Source organism: Nitrospira sp. BLG_1 (genome assembly GCF_047338595.1).
Classification (GTDB): Bacteria; Nitrospirota; Nitrospiria; order Nitrospirales; family Nitrospiraceae; genus Nitrospira_D.
In genome coordinates this window covers 1-13,652 of the sequence record NZ_JBLFBO010000004.1, presented here as the reverse complement: position 1 = coordinate 13,652, position 13,652 = coordinate 1, and the positions used below count along the sequence as shown (strand labels likewise).

Annotated in this window: 28 protein-coding genes; all 28 read right to left on the bottom strand. The window is 50.8% G+C overall.

All coding sequences use genetic code 11. The features are described 5' to 3' along the window. Window positions 1-8: 8 nt before the first annotated feature. Window positions 9-392, bottom strand: coding sequence for a 30S ribosomal protein S11 (gene rpsK / locus ACMTNU_RS05455; protein WP_087475759.1), 384 nt, complete (start codon window positions 390-392; stop codon window positions 9-11). A 27-nt stretch (window positions 393-419) separates the two neighbouring features. Beyond that, on the bottom strand, window positions 420-818 hold the full coding sequence (gene rpsM / locus ACMTNU_RS05450; protein WP_413934216.1) for a 30S ribosomal protein S13: 399 nt from the start codon (window positions 816-818) through the stop codon (window positions 420-422). A gap of 98 nt (window positions 819-916) precedes the next feature. After that, window positions 917-1,030, bottom strand: coding sequence for a 50S ribosomal protein L36 (gene rpmJ, locus ACMTNU_RS05445; RefSeq protein WP_086418833.1), 114 nt, complete (start codon window positions 1,028-1,030; stop codon window positions 917-919). 18 nt (window positions 1,031-1,048) lie between these two features. Then, entirely contained in the window at window positions 1,049-1,267 is a 219-nt protein-coding gene (gene infA / locus ACMTNU_RS05440; protein WP_090748207.1) for a translation initiation factor IF-1, read from the bottom strand. Window positions 1,268-1,299: 32 nt separating this feature from the next. Beyond that, complete coding sequence (map, locus tag ACMTNU_RS05435) at window positions 1,300-2,058, bottom strand: type I methionyl aminopeptidase (RefSeq protein ID WP_413934215.1); 759 nt, start codon at window positions 2,056-2,058, stop codon at window positions 1,300-1,302. Continuing rightward, window positions 2,055-2,711, bottom strand: coding sequence for an adenylate kinase (locus tag ACMTNU_RS05430; protein WP_413934214.1), 657 nt, complete (start codon window positions 2,709-2,711; stop codon window positions 2,055-2,057). Before ACMTNU_RS05430 ends, map begins: the two co-directional genes overlap by 4 nt. Window positions 2,712-2,713: 2 nt before the next feature. Beyond that, window positions 2,714-4,033 carry a preprotein translocase subunit SecY gene (gene secY / locus ACMTNU_RS05425; RefSeq protein WP_090748216.1) on the bottom strand — a complete coding sequence of 440 codons (1,320 nt, stop codon included), beginning with the start codon at window positions 4,031-4,033 and terminating at the stop codon, window positions 2,714-2,716. Further along, on the bottom strand, window positions 4,026-4,475 hold the full coding sequence (gene rplO, locus ACMTNU_RS05420; RefSeq protein ID WP_413934213.1) for a 50S ribosomal protein L15: 450 nt from the start codon (window positions 4,473-4,475) through the stop codon (window positions 4,026-4,028). Before rplO ends, secY begins: the two co-directional genes overlap by 8 nt. Then, a complete protein-coding gene (rpmD, locus tag ACMTNU_RS05415; protein WP_090748222.1) occupies window positions 4,472-4,690 on the bottom strand; it encodes a 50S ribosomal protein L30 in 219 nt (72 codons plus the stop codon). Before rpmD ends, rplO begins: the two co-directional genes overlap by 4 nt. Beyond that, on the bottom strand, window positions 4,690-5,199 hold the full coding sequence (gene rpsE / locus ACMTNU_RS05410; protein ID WP_413934212.1) for a 30S ribosomal protein S5: 510 nt from the start codon (window positions 5,197-5,199) through the stop codon (window positions 4,690-4,692). The genes rpmD and rpsE overlap by 1 nt, the downstream gene beginning before the upstream one ends. An 89-nt stretch (window positions 5,200-5,288) precedes the next feature. Next, window positions 5,289-5,654, bottom strand: coding sequence for a 50S ribosomal protein L18 (gene rplR / locus ACMTNU_RS05405; protein WP_413934211.1), 366 nt, complete (start codon window positions 5,652-5,654; stop codon window positions 5,289-5,291). Between the two features lie 9 nt (window positions 5,655-5,663). Further along, entirely contained in the window at window positions 5,664-6,200 is a 537-nt protein-coding gene (rplF, locus tag ACMTNU_RS05400; RefSeq protein WP_413934210.1) for a 50S ribosomal protein L6, read from the bottom strand. A gap of 43 nt (window positions 6,201-6,243) precedes the next feature. Further along, window positions 6,244-6,639, bottom strand: a complete 396-nt coding sequence (gene rpsH / locus ACMTNU_RS05395) for a 30S ribosomal protein S8 (RefSeq protein ID WP_413934209.1) — start codon at window positions 6,637-6,639, stop codon at window positions 6,244-6,246. A 63-nt stretch (window positions 6,640-6,702) separates the two neighbouring features. Continuing rightward, the gene (locus ACMTNU_RS05390) at window positions 6,703-6,888 is read right to left on the bottom strand and encodes a type Z 30S ribosomal protein S14 (RefSeq protein ID WP_090748237.1); all 186 of its coding nucleotides are present in this window, start codon (window positions 6,886-6,888) and stop codon (window positions 6,703-6,705) included. A 45-nt stretch (window positions 6,889-6,933) separates the two neighbouring features. Beyond that, window positions 6,934-7,578, bottom strand: coding sequence for a 50S ribosomal protein L5 (gene rplE / locus ACMTNU_RS05385; RefSeq protein WP_413934208.1), 645 nt, complete (start codon window positions 7,576-7,578; stop codon window positions 6,934-6,936). An 8-nt stretch (window positions 7,579-7,586) separates the two neighbouring features. Next, window positions 7,587-7,916, bottom strand: coding sequence for a 50S ribosomal protein L24 (gene rplX / locus ACMTNU_RS05380; RefSeq protein ID WP_413934207.1), 330 nt, complete (start codon window positions 7,914-7,916; stop codon window positions 7,587-7,589). 22 nt (window positions 7,917-7,938) lie between these two features. Then, the gene (gene rplN, locus ACMTNU_RS05375; protein WP_090748246.1) at window positions 7,939-8,307 is read right to left on the bottom strand and encodes a 50S ribosomal protein L14; all 369 of its coding nucleotides are present in this window, start codon (window positions 8,305-8,307) and stop codon (window positions 7,939-7,941) included. A gap of 50 nt (window positions 8,308-8,357) precedes the next feature. After that, on the bottom strand, window positions 8,358-8,624 hold the full coding sequence (gene rpsQ, locus ACMTNU_RS05370; protein WP_413934206.1) for a 30S ribosomal protein S17: 267 nt from the start codon (window positions 8,622-8,624) through the stop codon (window positions 8,358-8,360). A gap of 8 nt (window positions 8,625-8,632) precedes the next feature. After that, window positions 8,633-8,848 carry a 50S ribosomal protein L29 gene (gene rpmC / locus ACMTNU_RS05365; RefSeq protein ID WP_413934205.1) on the bottom strand — a complete coding sequence of 72 codons (216 nt, stop codon included), beginning with the start codon at window positions 8,846-8,848 and terminating at the stop codon, window positions 8,633-8,635. 41 nt (window positions 8,849-8,889) lie between these two features. Beyond that, window positions 8,890-9,306 carry a 50S ribosomal protein L16 gene (gene rplP, locus ACMTNU_RS05360; RefSeq protein ID WP_413934204.1) on the bottom strand — a complete coding sequence of 139 codons (417 nt, stop codon included), beginning with the start codon at window positions 9,304-9,306 and terminating at the stop codon, window positions 8,890-8,892. A 12-nt stretch (window positions 9,307-9,318) separates the two neighbouring features. Then, window positions 9,319-9,990: a 30S ribosomal protein S3 gene (gene rpsC, locus ACMTNU_RS05355; protein WP_090748259.1), complete on the bottom strand. Its 672-nt coding sequence runs from the start codon at window positions 9,988-9,990 to the stop codon at window positions 9,319-9,321. 31 nt (window positions 9,991-10,021) lie between these two features. After that, window positions 10,022-10,378: a 50S ribosomal protein L22 gene (gene rplV / locus ACMTNU_RS05350; RefSeq protein ID WP_413934203.1), complete on the bottom strand. Its 357-nt coding sequence runs from the start codon at window positions 10,376-10,378 to the stop codon at window positions 10,022-10,024. Window positions 10,379-10,463: 85 nt separating this feature from the next. Beyond that, window positions 10,464-10,751 (bottom strand): 30S ribosomal protein S19, encoded by a 288-nt coding sequence (gene rpsS / locus ACMTNU_RS05345; RefSeq protein WP_413934202.1) that lies wholly within the window; start codon window positions 10,749-10,751, stop codon window positions 10,464-10,466. Further along, window positions 10,744-11,586, bottom strand: coding sequence for a 50S ribosomal protein L2 (gene rplB, locus ACMTNU_RS05340; protein WP_413934201.1), 843 nt, complete (start codon window positions 11,584-11,586; stop codon window positions 10,744-10,746). Before rplB ends, rpsS begins: the two co-directional genes overlap by 8 nt. Window positions 11,587-11,641: 55 nt before the next feature. Then, window positions 11,642-11,935, bottom strand: a complete 294-nt coding sequence (locus ACMTNU_RS05335) for a 50S ribosomal protein L23 (protein WP_090748271.1) — start codon at window positions 11,933-11,935, stop codon at window positions 11,642-11,644. Next, on the bottom strand, window positions 11,932-12,555 hold the full coding sequence (gene rplD, locus ACMTNU_RS05330) for a 50S ribosomal protein L4 (RefSeq protein WP_413934200.1): 624 nt from the start codon (window positions 12,553-12,555) through the stop codon (window positions 11,932-11,934). The genes ACMTNU_RS05335 and rplD overlap by 4 nt, the downstream gene beginning before the upstream one ends. A 1-nt stretch (window position 12,556) precedes the next feature. Continuing rightward, window positions 12,557-13,177 carry a 50S ribosomal protein L3 gene (rplC, locus tag ACMTNU_RS05325; protein ID WP_413934199.1) on the bottom strand — a complete coding sequence of 207 codons (621 nt, stop codon included), beginning with the start codon at window positions 13,175-13,177 and terminating at the stop codon, window positions 12,557-12,559. Window positions 13,178-13,250: 73 nt separating this feature from the next. Beyond that, window positions 13,251-13,562 carry a 30S ribosomal protein S10 gene (rpsJ, locus tag ACMTNU_RS05320; RefSeq protein ID WP_086425720.1) on the bottom strand — a complete coding sequence of 104 codons (312 nt, stop codon included), beginning with the start codon at window positions 13,560-13,562 and terminating at the stop codon, window positions 13,251-13,253. Window positions 13,563-13,652 lie beyond the last annotated feature (90 nt).

Here is a 13,652-nt window from a genome sequence, read left to right as displayed (position 1 = left end):
CGCATGAATTAGACTCGACGTCGCTTGGGTGGACGGCACCCATTATGTGGAATCGGCGTGACATCACGAATCAGATTGATCCGCAACCCTGCTCCCTGCAGAGACCGAATCGCCGACTCTCGTCCCGATCCAGGCCCATTCACGTACACATCAATCTGCCGCATTCCACTTTCCATTGCTTTTCTCGCTGCAGCCTCTCCAGCGCGCTGAGCAGCAAAGGGTGTACTCTTGCGTGAACCTTTAAACCCCTGATTCCCGGCACTTGCCCAGACCACCGTATTACCGCTCATGTCCGTGATGGTCACAATGGTATTATTGAAAGACGCCTGAACGTGAGCCACTCCACTCTGAACGATCCGACGCTCTTTCTTCTTGCCTTTTTTCACACTCATACTTGCTCCTCTCGATAGTGGAGTAGACTACGGACGGGCCCCTGGCTTGACTGCGGTCGGCCTTGGCTTGCTACTCACCCCGGCACGACGTCCTTTACGGGTTCTTGCATTTGTTTTTGTCCGCTGACCTCGAACAGGCAATCCTTTTCGATGCCGGAGACCCCGATACGTGCCGGAGTCTACCAGACGCTTGATATTGAGTGACACCTCTTTCCGAAGATCGCCTTCGACTCGGTAATCACGTTCAATAATTTCACGTAATTTTACAATCTTGTCTTCGCTTAAATCTTTAATACGAACGGCACCATCAACACCGGCCTCAGCGAGAATCTGCTGAGCCGAGGCTCGCCCAATTCCGTAGATATACGTCAACCCGATGTCCGTTCGTTTATTTCTTGGTAAATCGACACCAGCAATACGTGCCATTCTTCCTCCAGATACGAGCATCAGGTACGAGCCAGCTGCACCGCTCTCCTGACTCTACATGTTCAGAACTCGGCATCACCCATGCCACCACTCCATGGCTATCCTTGGCGCTGCTTATGTCGCGGATTCTTACAGAGGATCCGAACGACACCACGACGGCGAACGACTTTGCACTTCGCGCAAATAGGCTTCACTGACGACTTGACCTTCATGGCAATCCTCAACTCCCGTTACTTAAATCGATAGGTGATTCGACCTCTGGTCAAATCGTACGGAGACATCTCCACCGTGACCTTATCACCTGGCAAAATGCGAATGAAATGCATGCGCATTTTCCCAGAGATATGAGCCAATATGATATGGCCATTTTCAAGTTTGACGCGGAACATAGCATTGGGAAGCGTCTCGGCAACTGAACCTTGAACCTCAATGATATCTTCTTTTGCCATATCGATGGTTGTGCCCTCTTGCTAACGGTAGTCTAACGCTTCTCTAACTCACTCAAGATACGAGGTGCGCCCGTTGGCTGTATGGCAATGGTATGTTCAAAGTGTGCGGATAAGCTCCCATCCACAGTGACCGCCGTCCACCGATCATCAAGAACACGAACAGCACTCCGCCCCATATTCACCATTGGTTCAATCGCCAAAACCATCCCCGACTGTAGTCGAGGCCCTTGTCCAGACTTCCCGTAGTTAGGGACTTGAGGCTCTTCGTGTAATTGCCTCCCAATGCCGTGGCCTACAAACTCCGTGACGACTGAAAACCCAGCAGCCTCTACATGGGCCTGCACTGCGTGTGAGATATCCGTCAACCGATTCCCAACAACCGCTTGCCTGATCCCAAGGTAAAGCGCTTCCCTTGTCACCTGTACCAACTTCTCTGTTTCTTGAGCGATTCGACCAACTGCAACCGTCACCGCAGAATCGCCGTAGAATCCCCCCACAATCGCTCCAAGATCCAACCCGATGATATCTCCATCCTTCAACTTACGTTTCGATGGAATTCCATGAACGACCTGCTCATTAATAGAGGCACAGAGCGTTTTCGGGTAATTCCTATACCCTTTAAATGCTGGAATTGCACCGCGCGCTCTAATTTCCCTTTCAGCGATCAAATCGAGTTCGTCTGTACTAACACCAGACCGAACAGCCTCCTTCACGATCTCCAACGCCTCAGCAACCACTCGGGAAGCCGCCGCCATAACTTCGATTTCGGCTGGCGTTTTCAGAATGATCATGCCGTCTGGTATGCCGACAGGGTGCGTACAAGCTCTTGATAGACAACCTCGACCGGTTCAGCGCCATTCAGATGGGACAACAATTGCCGCTGCTCATAAAAATGGATCAATGGGGCAGTCTGCTCTTCATACACCTTGAGACGTGTCTCAACTGCCTCCCGCTGATCGTCACTTCGTTGAACTAACAGCTCACCACAGCGATCGCAAGCCGTGCCGCTCTTTGATGGAGCAAAATCCACATGATAAGTGGCTTGACACTTTTGACAACTTCGCCGTCCACTCAATCGCTTAATGATCTCATCCCTCGAAACTCTAAAGTTAATGACCCGATCAAGTTTGATTTCCTGGCCATCCAAAACAGCTGCTAGAGCTTCTGCCTGAGGAACGGTTCTCGGAAACCCATCAAGGATGAACTTCTTCGACTGTGCTAACTCTGTCAGTTTTTCCTTGACCAACCCGATAACCACTGAATCGGGAACGAGGCGGCCCTGATCCATGTGCTCTTTAGCTTCCAATCCAAGCGTGGTTTTATTTCGAACAGCTGCTCGGAGCAAATCCCCTGTCGAAATCTTGGCGATGTGATACTGGGCTACGACTTTATCTGCCTGTGTACCCTTCCCAACGCCGGGAGCCCCAAGAAAGACTACCCGCATAACTAACTACTTCTCCCTCTGAGTGGAGCCATGCCCTTTCCAAGAAACCCCTCGTAATTGCGCATGAGCATATGAGACTCAATTTGTTGGGCTGTATCCAAACCAACCCCAATAACAATCAGCAGCGACGTACCACCAAAATAAAACGGCACGTTCAGCTTGTAGATTAAAAGCTCCGGGATCACGCACACAATGGCGAGATACATGGCTCCCGCAAAGGTAATTTTCGTCAATACACTATAAATATAGTCAGAGGTTCGTTGACCTGGTCGAATACCTGGAATAAATCCACCATACTTTTTCATGTTATCGGCCATGTCGACGGGATTGAGAACAACTGCGGTATAGAAAAAACAGAAGAACACGATCAAGCCAACGTACATCAGCGTGTATAGGAGTGATCCCGGTGCCAACTGTGCACCAATGGCTTGAACCCAAGGCGTCTCGAAAAAACCTGCGATCGTTGCAGGAAAGGCTATGATCGACGAGGCAAATATTGGAGGAATCACACCCGCAGTGTTGATCTTCAGAGGGATGTGCGTACTTTGGCCCCCATATACACGTCGCCCGATCACACGCTTTGCGTATTGGACCGGTATTTTCCTGCGACCACTTTCCAGAAACACAATCGCAGCAACCACGGCAACCATCAAGAGCGCCAAGCCAACAAGCAAAAATGCATTGAGCTGACCGATTTCGTAGAGATTGTAAGTCTGAGCCACTGCCGCAGGTAAACGCGCCACGATCCCAGCAAAAATGATCAAGGATATGCCGTTGCCAATCCCCCGCTCGGTGATTTGCTCACCCAACCACATCAAAAATCCCGTACCAGCGGTGAGGGTAATCACGGTCATCAGACGGAAACCCCAGCCTGCGTTCAGGACGAAAGCCCCCTGATTCATCTGCTCAAGTCCGATGGCAATCCCAAACCCCTGAATCAAGGCAATGCCGATCGTCCCGAATCGTGTATATTGAATAATTTTCTTACGACCCCGTTCCCCTTCTTTAGCGAGCTTCGTTAAATGAGGGATGACGACCGTGAGTAACTGAAGAATAATCGATGCGCTGATATACGGCATGATACCGAGCGCAAAGATCGTTAACCGAGACAGCGACCCACCAGAAAAAATGTCAAGGAACCCAAGTAACGATCCTCCTTGCTTTTGGAGGAAGTCGGAGAGAGCTTCACCGTTGATCCCGGGCGTTGGGATGTGTGATCCGATTCGATACACTACCAACATACCGAGCGTGAACAAAACTCGAGTACGCAGCTCGGGGATCTTAAAGATATTCTGAAAACTAGTCAGAAGACGTTCAAGCACCGCCGATAACCTCAACTCTCCCGCCAGCCGCTTGAATCTTCGCTTCTGCCGATTTACTGAACTTGTGCGCCTGAACGACCAATGGCTTCTTCAACTCACCAACGCCGAGGATTTTGATCGGCAACCGTTTCCGCTTGATCAGCCCAGCATCAACCATCGCCTGAGGAGTAACCGTCCCCTCCCCCGCCCACTGCTCAAAACTCTTCAAATTGATAACGGAATACTCAATCCGTGACGGATTTGCGAAACCAAACTTGGGCAGCCTCCTAACCAATGGCATTTGGCCACCCTCAAACCCAGGGCGTTTCCCTCCACCAGACCGTGCCAATATTCCCTTATGTCCTTTGGTCGCGGTCTTTCCATGACCAGAGCCCGGTCCTCGCCCAATCCGTTTTCGACGTTTTCTTGATCCTGGTGCTGGAGCCAAATTATGAAGATTCATGGACGTCCAACCTCGAGCAGATAGCCAACTTTTCGAATCATCCCTTGAACTTGGGGCGTGTCCGGACGTATCACCGTCTGACGAATATGCCGGAGGCCTAATCCACGCAGAACAAGCCTATGACTTTGTGGTGTACCAATCGGACTACGCCGTAACGTCACCTGAACACGTTGCCCCTCAGGGGCTGCCTTTTTTTTTGCCGCTGTCGTTCCCATTAGACCGTCGCCCTTTCATGCCCCTCAACCGCCGGCTGCCGACGGTGACGAAGCACATCCTCTATATTTCTCAGTTGAGTGAGGCCATCGAGTGTAGCACGAACCGCATTGAACGGATTCCCACGCCCCAAGGTCTTCGCAATAACATTGTGAGCACCAACCAATTCCACCACCGCACGAACCGCTCCTCCCGCAATAATCCCCGTCCCATCGACAGCCGGCTTTAAGAGCACATGCTCAGCGCCAAAGAGCCCATGAACTTCATGCGGAATCGTCCCACCCTTGAGTGGAACATGGACAAGATGCTTCTTGGCCTGCTCCACGGCCTTTGAAATCGCAACAGGCACCTCAGCAGCCTTACCCTTACCAATCCCAACCCATCCATGCCCGTCACCGACAACCACGAGCGCGCAAAAATTAAATCGTTTTCCACCTTTGACAACTTTTGCTACTCGGTTGATAAACACCACTTTATCTTTTAGACTTAGTTCATCGGGATTGACTCGCACGCTCTCACCCCTCAGTCCAACGTTCAGTTAAATTCTGGAATAGAGAATTACCACCGACCCTACTTGCCCATGCCACCCAGGGTCTTCATCTAAAATTTCAGGCCGCCCTCACGAGATGCGTCAGCCAATGCCTTGATGCGGCCGTGGTACATTCGACCACCTCGATCAAAGACGACCGCCGTCACCTTCACGGCTTTCGCTCGATCAGCAATCAACTTCCCGACCGCCTTGGCGGCCTCAATTCCACCGGTCGATTTGACCGTGGTGCGGATTGACTTATCAAGCGATGACGCCGCAGCAAGAGTGGTTCCCCGAATATCATCGATTACCTGCGCATAGATATGAGCCGTGCTCCTAAAAACATTCAGACGAGGACGGTCAGTTGTACCAAGGATTGCCTGGCGCACACGCTTGCGCCGCCGTTCCAGCTGTCGAAATTTATCTGCAGCATTCATTGTCAGTTCCTACTTCCCAGTTTTGCCTTCTTTTTTGCGCAAGGTCTCGCCAGCATAACGAACGCCCTTTTGCTTGTACACATCCGGGGGTTTAATGGCTCGTAGATCAGCCGCAACCTGACCAACCAATCGCTTATCGACCCCTTTGACATTGATGAGAGTTTGTTTATCAACCTTGACATCAATCCCGGTTGGGACTTGATAGAGAACCGGATTGATATACCCGACATTAAAGCTCAAGGTTCGCCCCTGAAGTTGCGTCTTGTAGCCAACACCGGTAATCTCCAGGGATCGCTCATATCCCTTCGTCACACCCTGAACCATGTTGCTCAACTCAGCACGAGTGAGACCGTGCAAGGCTCTTATCTTACGATCATCACTGGATCGCCCGATAAGAACCTGGCCGTCCTTAATGGCCACATCAAGCCCCTGCACCATTGGCCATTCTAATTTCCCCAAGGGACCCTTCACCGTCACAGTTGATCCGACAGCTTTTACTTCCACTCCAGCTGGAATGGTGATCGGCTTTTTCCCAATACGCGACATGATTTCCTACACCCTTCACCCGAGGTCAGAACAACCGATATCTTTACCACACCGAACAGAGAACCTCGCCCCCGAGATGACTTTTGCGAGATTCTTGATCCGTCATGATTCCCTTGGATGTCGAAAGGATAGATACACCAATCCCATTTCGAACTTTTCGAATATCCTGACTGCCAACATATACCCGACGGCCCGGCTTGCTGACACGCTCAAGCCCGGTGATCATTGGCTGTCCTTCCCCAAGATAGCGAAGGCGCACATGTAGAACGGGATGTCCATCCTCTGTGCTGTCTTCAATCCCCTCAACGTAACCCTCCCGCTTCAAAATCTCGAGGATCGCTCGTTTGAGCCTTGAGGTTGGAACCGTTACGGTTTCAAAACGCCGTTGGGCGCCATTTTTTAATCTAACCAGAAGATCGCCGATTGGATCGGTAACCATGCTATGTCCTTCTACCCCTCAGTGCTATGCTTTTGTTGACTGCTATCTACCCATGAATTTTGGCTACCAGCTTGACTTTCTCACTCCGGGAATCTCCCCCTTGAGCGTCAATATGCGAAAGCAGATTCGACACATTCTAAACCGACGCAAATACCCACGCACCCTCCCACACACACCGCATCGATGATACTCGCGCGTTGAAAACTTTGGTTTCGCCGCAGCCTTATTTCTCAATGCTAAACGTGACACAGGAACTCCTTCCGTCCAACCAACATCCGAGGCTTCTACCGTTTCTTATGTCCTGAACGGCATCCCGAGATGCTTTAACAAAGCTTTTCCTTCATCGTTCGTTTTTGCGGTGGTGACAACTGTGATATCCATACCGTGTATTGACGCCACCTCGTCATACTTAATCTCCGGGAAGATCAGCTGTTCCTTCAGGCCGAGGGTATAATTCCCACGACCATCAAATGCCTTCGGGGATATGCCTCGAAAATCTCGTATCCGAGGAAGCGCTAACGTCACCAATCTATCAAAAAACTCGTACATCCGTCGACTACGGAGCGTAACCTTTGCTCCGATTGGTAGACCCTGTCTAAGCTTGAATCCGGCAATGGCCTTTTTTGCGCGCGTCACAACCGGCTTCTGCCCCGTAATCATGCCTAATTCAGTCACAGCACTTTCCAGAAGCTTTACATTTTGGATTGCCTCACCCATGCCGACGTTCAACACAACCCGCTCAAGCTTGGGAACCTGCATGACGTTCTTATAGCCGAACTCCTTCATTAAAGCTGGAACAACTTGCTGCTCATAGACATCCCGAAGTCTTGGCCGAAACTTGGACTCGGCACTTCCCTCATCAAGCCGGGGCGCCTCTTTCTTTGCTGATTTTCGCTCAGTGGCTTTACTTGTTGCTTTGCTTTTTGGTTCCTTAGCCATTGCCAACCCTATTCCAGAATCTCGTTAGATTTCTTGCTGAAGCGCACTCGTCGCCCATCGGCTTGAGTTCGTATCCCTACCCGCGTCGGCTTCTGCGTGACCGGACAGAAAAACATCACATTAGAAATTTGAAGCGGCGCCTCTCTCTCCAAGATACCGCCCTGCTTTGCCTTCTGATTAGGTTTAGTGTGTCGTTTAATGATATTCAGCTTTTCCACGACCACTTTTCCCGCCCGAAGGTCTACCGACATGACCTTCCCTGTCTTACCACGCTCACGACCGGAAATGACAACCACCGTATCGCCTTTTCTAATTCTGCTTTTTGAGAGTACTTGCACAACGCCCCTCGCTCGTTCGACGCTATAAAACTTCTGGTGCCAATGAGATAATCTTCATGAATTTCTTCCAACGCAGTTCTCGTGCGACGGGACCAAAGATACGTGTGCCAATTGGCTCGCCGTCCTTATTAATAAGAACGCATGCGTTACGATCAAACTTTATGTAAGAGCCGTCCTCTCGACGAACTTCCTTCGTGGTTCGCACAATAACTGCACGGCTCACATCTCCCTTCTTCACACTCGCCTGAGGGATCGCCTCTTTAACAGCCACCACAACAACATCGCCTAAGGACGCATAGCGACGACGCGTCCCCCCGAAGACATGAAAGCACATGGCTTGTTTGGCCCCGGAGTTATCCGCTACGTCCATGTATGTATAGTTCTGAATCATTGATATATTCCTACGAATCTCAAATGTCGAACGGCGTCAAAAGAACGTTTCTATTTTTCAGGTTGCCCTTTTTCCATAACCTGAACGACGCGCCAGTTCTTTTCTTTGCTCAACGGACGGGTTTGAACCAGCTTTACCCGATCGCCGATCTTACACATGCCACTTTCATCATGAGCCTTTAACCGCGTCACCCGTCTAAGGACTTTCTTGTAGACAGGATGAACAACAGATCGAGACACCACAACGACAACGGTCTTCTGCATCTTGTTACTGACGACATCACCGTACCAATGACGCCGCTTTACCACCTCAGTCATAGCATTCCTTACCTTTTCGACTCGTCCGTTTGGCTCCGAACCTGATTAAGGATGGTCTTCACTCGCGCGATATCACGCTTCGTTTTTCGAATTTGCATTGGATTCTCAAGGCGACCCGTCCCGAACTGAAAACGGAGCGTAAACAGTTCCTGTACGAGCTGCTGCTCCTTCTCTTGGAGCTCACCCGCAGCCATTCCTCTCAGCTCTTTCACATCTAGCGCCATATCAGCTCTCCAACTCCCATCCCTAGTTGACCTGTTGCCTTTTACCCAAACTCACCGCGGACGACTAACTTCGTCGCGACCGGCAACTTGTGAGAAGCGAGCCGGAACGCCTCCTTGGCAGTCTCCTGGGTAACTCCATCCATTTCGTACAAGATGCGACCCGGTTTCACGACCGCCACCCAGTACTCTGGATTCCCTTTCCCTTTTCCCATTCGAGTTTCAGCCGGCTTTTTTGTAATGGGCTTGTCCGGAAAAATTCTGGTCCAAACCTGTCCACCTCTCTTCACATATCGCGTAATAGCAATACGTGCAGCCTCTATTTGACGGCTCGTCACCCACCCAGGCTCCAACGCCTTGAGTCCAAATTCACCAAGGGTAATCTGACCGCCACGATAGGCCTTCCCATTCATACGGCCTTTTTGCATCTTTCTAAATTTGACTTTCTTAGGGGCTAACACAGCTCAATCTCCTCACCCAAATCGTCTATCCAAAGTTGACTCCGCTTTCATGGGTTGTACTGGAAGAAGCTCGCCTTTATAGATCCACGTCTTCACCCCGATCTGTCCCATGGTTGTGTGGGCTTCCGCAAAGCCATAATCAATTTCAGCACGAAGCGTATGTAGAGGCACCCGCCCTTCCCGATACCACTCAGTTCTGGCGATTTCAGCGCCACCCAAGCGCCCAGCCACCATGATCTTAATCCCTTGCGCTCCGAGCCGCAGCGCCGACTGCACGCTGCGCTTCATCGCCCTCCGGAATGCGACTCGTTTTTCGAGCTGCGTCGCGACATTTTCACTGACTAGCTGCGCATCAAGTTCCGGCTTTTTGATTTCTTTTACTGTAACGTAAACCTGCCCACCGTACTGCTTCTCAAGATCGGCCTTCAGCTTATCGACCTCCGCACCTTTTCGACCAATGATGATGCCGGGTCGAGCAGTATGGATAATAACTCTCGTTTGGTCGCCTGAACGCTCGATTTCTACCTTTGCAACCCCCGCATGATAAAGCCGAGCCTTCACGACCTTTCTAATTTTCACGTCTTGATGAAGCAACTTGGCATAATCTTTCCCAGCGTACCAACGAGAGCTCCAGGTGTAGTTATAGCCAAGCCGATAACCAATTGGATGTGTTTTCTGACCCATACTCGCTATGCCTCAATAAATTAAAATCAGCCTACTTCCTTTGCCCCCGACTATCGGATGCCGCGACCGCGACCGTAATATGACTGGTGCGCTTCTGAATCGCGTTGGCTCTCCCCATAGACCTAGCCCTCACACGCTTGTACGTAGGCCCACAGTTAACAAAAGCCCTTGAGACCACCATCGACTCACTATCACCCAACTCCTTCAATTCCGCATTAGCCACAGCAGAGCGCAGAAGCTTCTCAACCACGCGTGCCGCGTGACGAGGAGTATGCTTCAGCATGGCCAGCGCCATCGGGACTTGCTGGCCACGAATCATATCTATTACCGGCTTAGCCTTTCGTGGCGCAACACGGACAAACCTTAGAATGGCATGTGCTTCACTCATCGTACAATCCCGTCACCCTTCAGCGTTCCGAAGTCAAATAGTCAGATTCCATCACCCGACACACCGATCACACCCGCCCCAGAGCCTACTTCAGGGCAACGGCCTTCTCAGTCTTTGCTTGACCGTGGCCCTTGAAAAAACGAGTCGGCGCAAATTCACCGAGTTTATGCCCAACCATATTCTCGGTAACAAAAACCGGAATGAATTTCTTTCCATTATGCACCGCAAACGTATGCCCGATCATATCAGGCACCACAGTCGATCGCCTTGACCATGTCTTGATCAGCTTTCGATCCTTCGTCTGATTCATCTGCTCGACTTTTTTTAGAAGATGGCCGTCAACAAACGCCCCCTTACTAACTGATCTAGGCATTGCGCACTCCTGACTTACGTCGGGCAATTATGAACTTATCGGTCTTCTTATTTTGTCTCGTCTTATAGCCCTTAGTGGGAAGCCCCCATGGAGAAACGGGATGTGGATTACCTTGCCCGGATTTCCCTTCTCCACCGCCATGTGGGTGGTCAACAGGATTCATGACCACGCCTCGAACATGTGGCCTTTTTCCTTTCCAACGGTTTCTACCCGCCTTCCCTACACTGATATTTTCATGATCCACATTCCCAACTTGCCCAACAGTAGCCATACAGTGACCCAAAACTCTTCGCATCTCTCCAGACTTGAGTCGGACCTGTACATATTCACCATCACGGCCCATAACCTGTGCGAACCCTCCGGCGCTCCGTATGAGTTGACCACCCTTACCAGCCTTGAGCTCAATGTTATGAATCGTGGTGCCGAGCGGCATATTCACCAACGGTAAGGCATTCCCGGGTCTAATTTCCGCCTGTGGACCTGATTGCACTTCATCATTAATGGCAAGCCCAACTGGGGCTAAAATATAACGCTTTTCTCCATCTCGGTACTTCAAGAGAGCGATCCTTGCAGAGCGATTCGGATCATACTCTATTGCAGTGACTTTCGCCGACACACCTACTTTATCTCGACGAAAATCAATAATTCGATAGAGTCGCTTGTGGCCAGCTCCACGGAACCGAACAGTCGTCCGCCCATCATTATTTCGCCCTCCGGTTCGCAGATGAAAAGAGGTCAATGACTTTTCAGGTCTCTTACTGGTCAATTCTTCTGTTCCCACTGCGGTCATCCCCCGACGACCAGGGGAGGTGGGACGATACACTTTTATTCCCATGAAGACGACTCCTAGATTTTCACCTTCAAATAACTACCAGCGAAACGGACACCGACTAAGCACTTTCGTACATCTCAAGCTTCTCGCCTTCCTTGAGTGTGACAAATGCCTTCTTCCAGTCCGAACGCCTACCAGCGAATCGGCCAAGACGCTTCATTTTCCCGCGCACGTTCATCAAATTCACTTTCTCAACCTTGACCTTCAACAACGATTCGACTGCCTGCTTCACCTGGACACGATTTGCCTCAGGATGAACCACGAAGCCAACCGTGTTGCTTTTTTCACGAAGTCCTGTAATCTTTTCCGTCAACAACGGTTGAACCAGTATCCAGTGCATACCGACATTCATGACCAGACCTCGTTTATCGCAACTAATTCATGCTCAGAAACCACAACAACTTGAGCACGAACAACGTCATAGACATTCAGTTGATCCGCACCGAGCACCTTCACGGACGGCAAATTCCCTGCGGCCTGAATGATGCCGGACTGACCCTTCCCCACAATCAAGAGCACCTCCGCACCTCCACCAAAGCCAGTCAATGCCAGCGCCAGAAACTTGGTCTTGGGCTGCTCCAGTGAAATATCGGCGACGACAAACAAATTTCCAGCTGCCACCTTTGCAGACAAGGCACTTTGAAGAGCAGCACGATACTTTTTCTTCGGCATCGAGTAGGCGTAGCTTCTCGGCTTTGGCCCAAACACACTACCACCATGACGCCAGACCGGAGATCGAAGCGAACCAGCCCTCGCACGGCCGGTATGCTTTTGTTTCCATGGCTTCTTACCGGATCCACTCACCTCACCACGGCGCAAAGTGGATGCAGTCCCACGACGCTCACACGCACGCTGCATGACAACGGCCTCATGGACGAGCGCGGCTCGAGGTTCACAACCAAATACTTGGGCGGACAATTCAACCGTGCCAAGCTTCTTCTTTTTCAAATCAACCAAATCGATCGTAGGCATACTAGCTCTTCTTCGATTTTCGAACGACAACGATTCCATTAGCAGCACCAGGAACCGCCCCTCGGATGAATAAAAGATTTTCCTCAGACCGCGACTCAACCACTTTTAATCGCTGAACAGTCACACGCTCCGCCCCCATGTGCCCCGGCAACGTCTTCCCCTTCCACACTCGAGACGGGAACGAACTCGCCCCAATAGAACCAGGGGCCCGATGAAACATGGACCCGTGCGATTCAGGACCACCTGCATAGTGATGTCGCTTGACGACCCCCTGAAACCCTTTCCCCTTTGACACACCGATCACATCAACCCAGTCACCCTTTTTAAACATCCCAACAGTAATTAACTGCCCAGCGGCCGAATCACCATCTTTCTTAAACTCCCGCAAGATACGGCTCGCAGGCGCCTGGTTCTTCTTCAAATGCCCAAGCTCTGCCTTTGAAAGACGGCTTTCCTTTACTTCCTTAAAAGAAAGCTGGACGGCCTCATAACGATCCCGCTCCGTCGTGCGAACCGTCACCACTCGACAGGGCCCCGCCTCAATCACCGTTACCGGAGTGAGACGAGTTTCATCGAAGACTTGTGTCATGCCGAGCTTTTTACCGATTAGTCCGTTTGTCATATGGCCCCAATATGCTATGCGCTCAAAGCCGTGCGATTACCAAATTGCCGTGTGACAAGAAACAACCCGTCACTCACAATTTAATCTCAACATCCACTCCAGCTGCAAGATTAAGCTTCATCAACGAATCCATGGTCTCAGGAGTCGCCTCCATAATATCGAGCAGTCTTTTATGAGTTCGCATCTCAAACTGCTCTCGCGACTTCTTATCGGCATGCGTCGATCGCTGAACCGTAATTTTTTCGATACGAGTAGGGAGAGGAATAGGACCTACGACCTTTGCTCCGCTCCGACGAACAGTCTCAACAATTTCGCCTACCGATTGATCCAATACACGGTAGTCAAATCCTCTCAACCGAATTCTTATACGCTGATCGACTTTCACTTCTTTACTCCTACGGTAACCGTCAACCGCCTATCCTTCAGGCCAAGATTTCCGTCACGACGCCAGAGCCGACCGTCTTGCCGCCTTCCC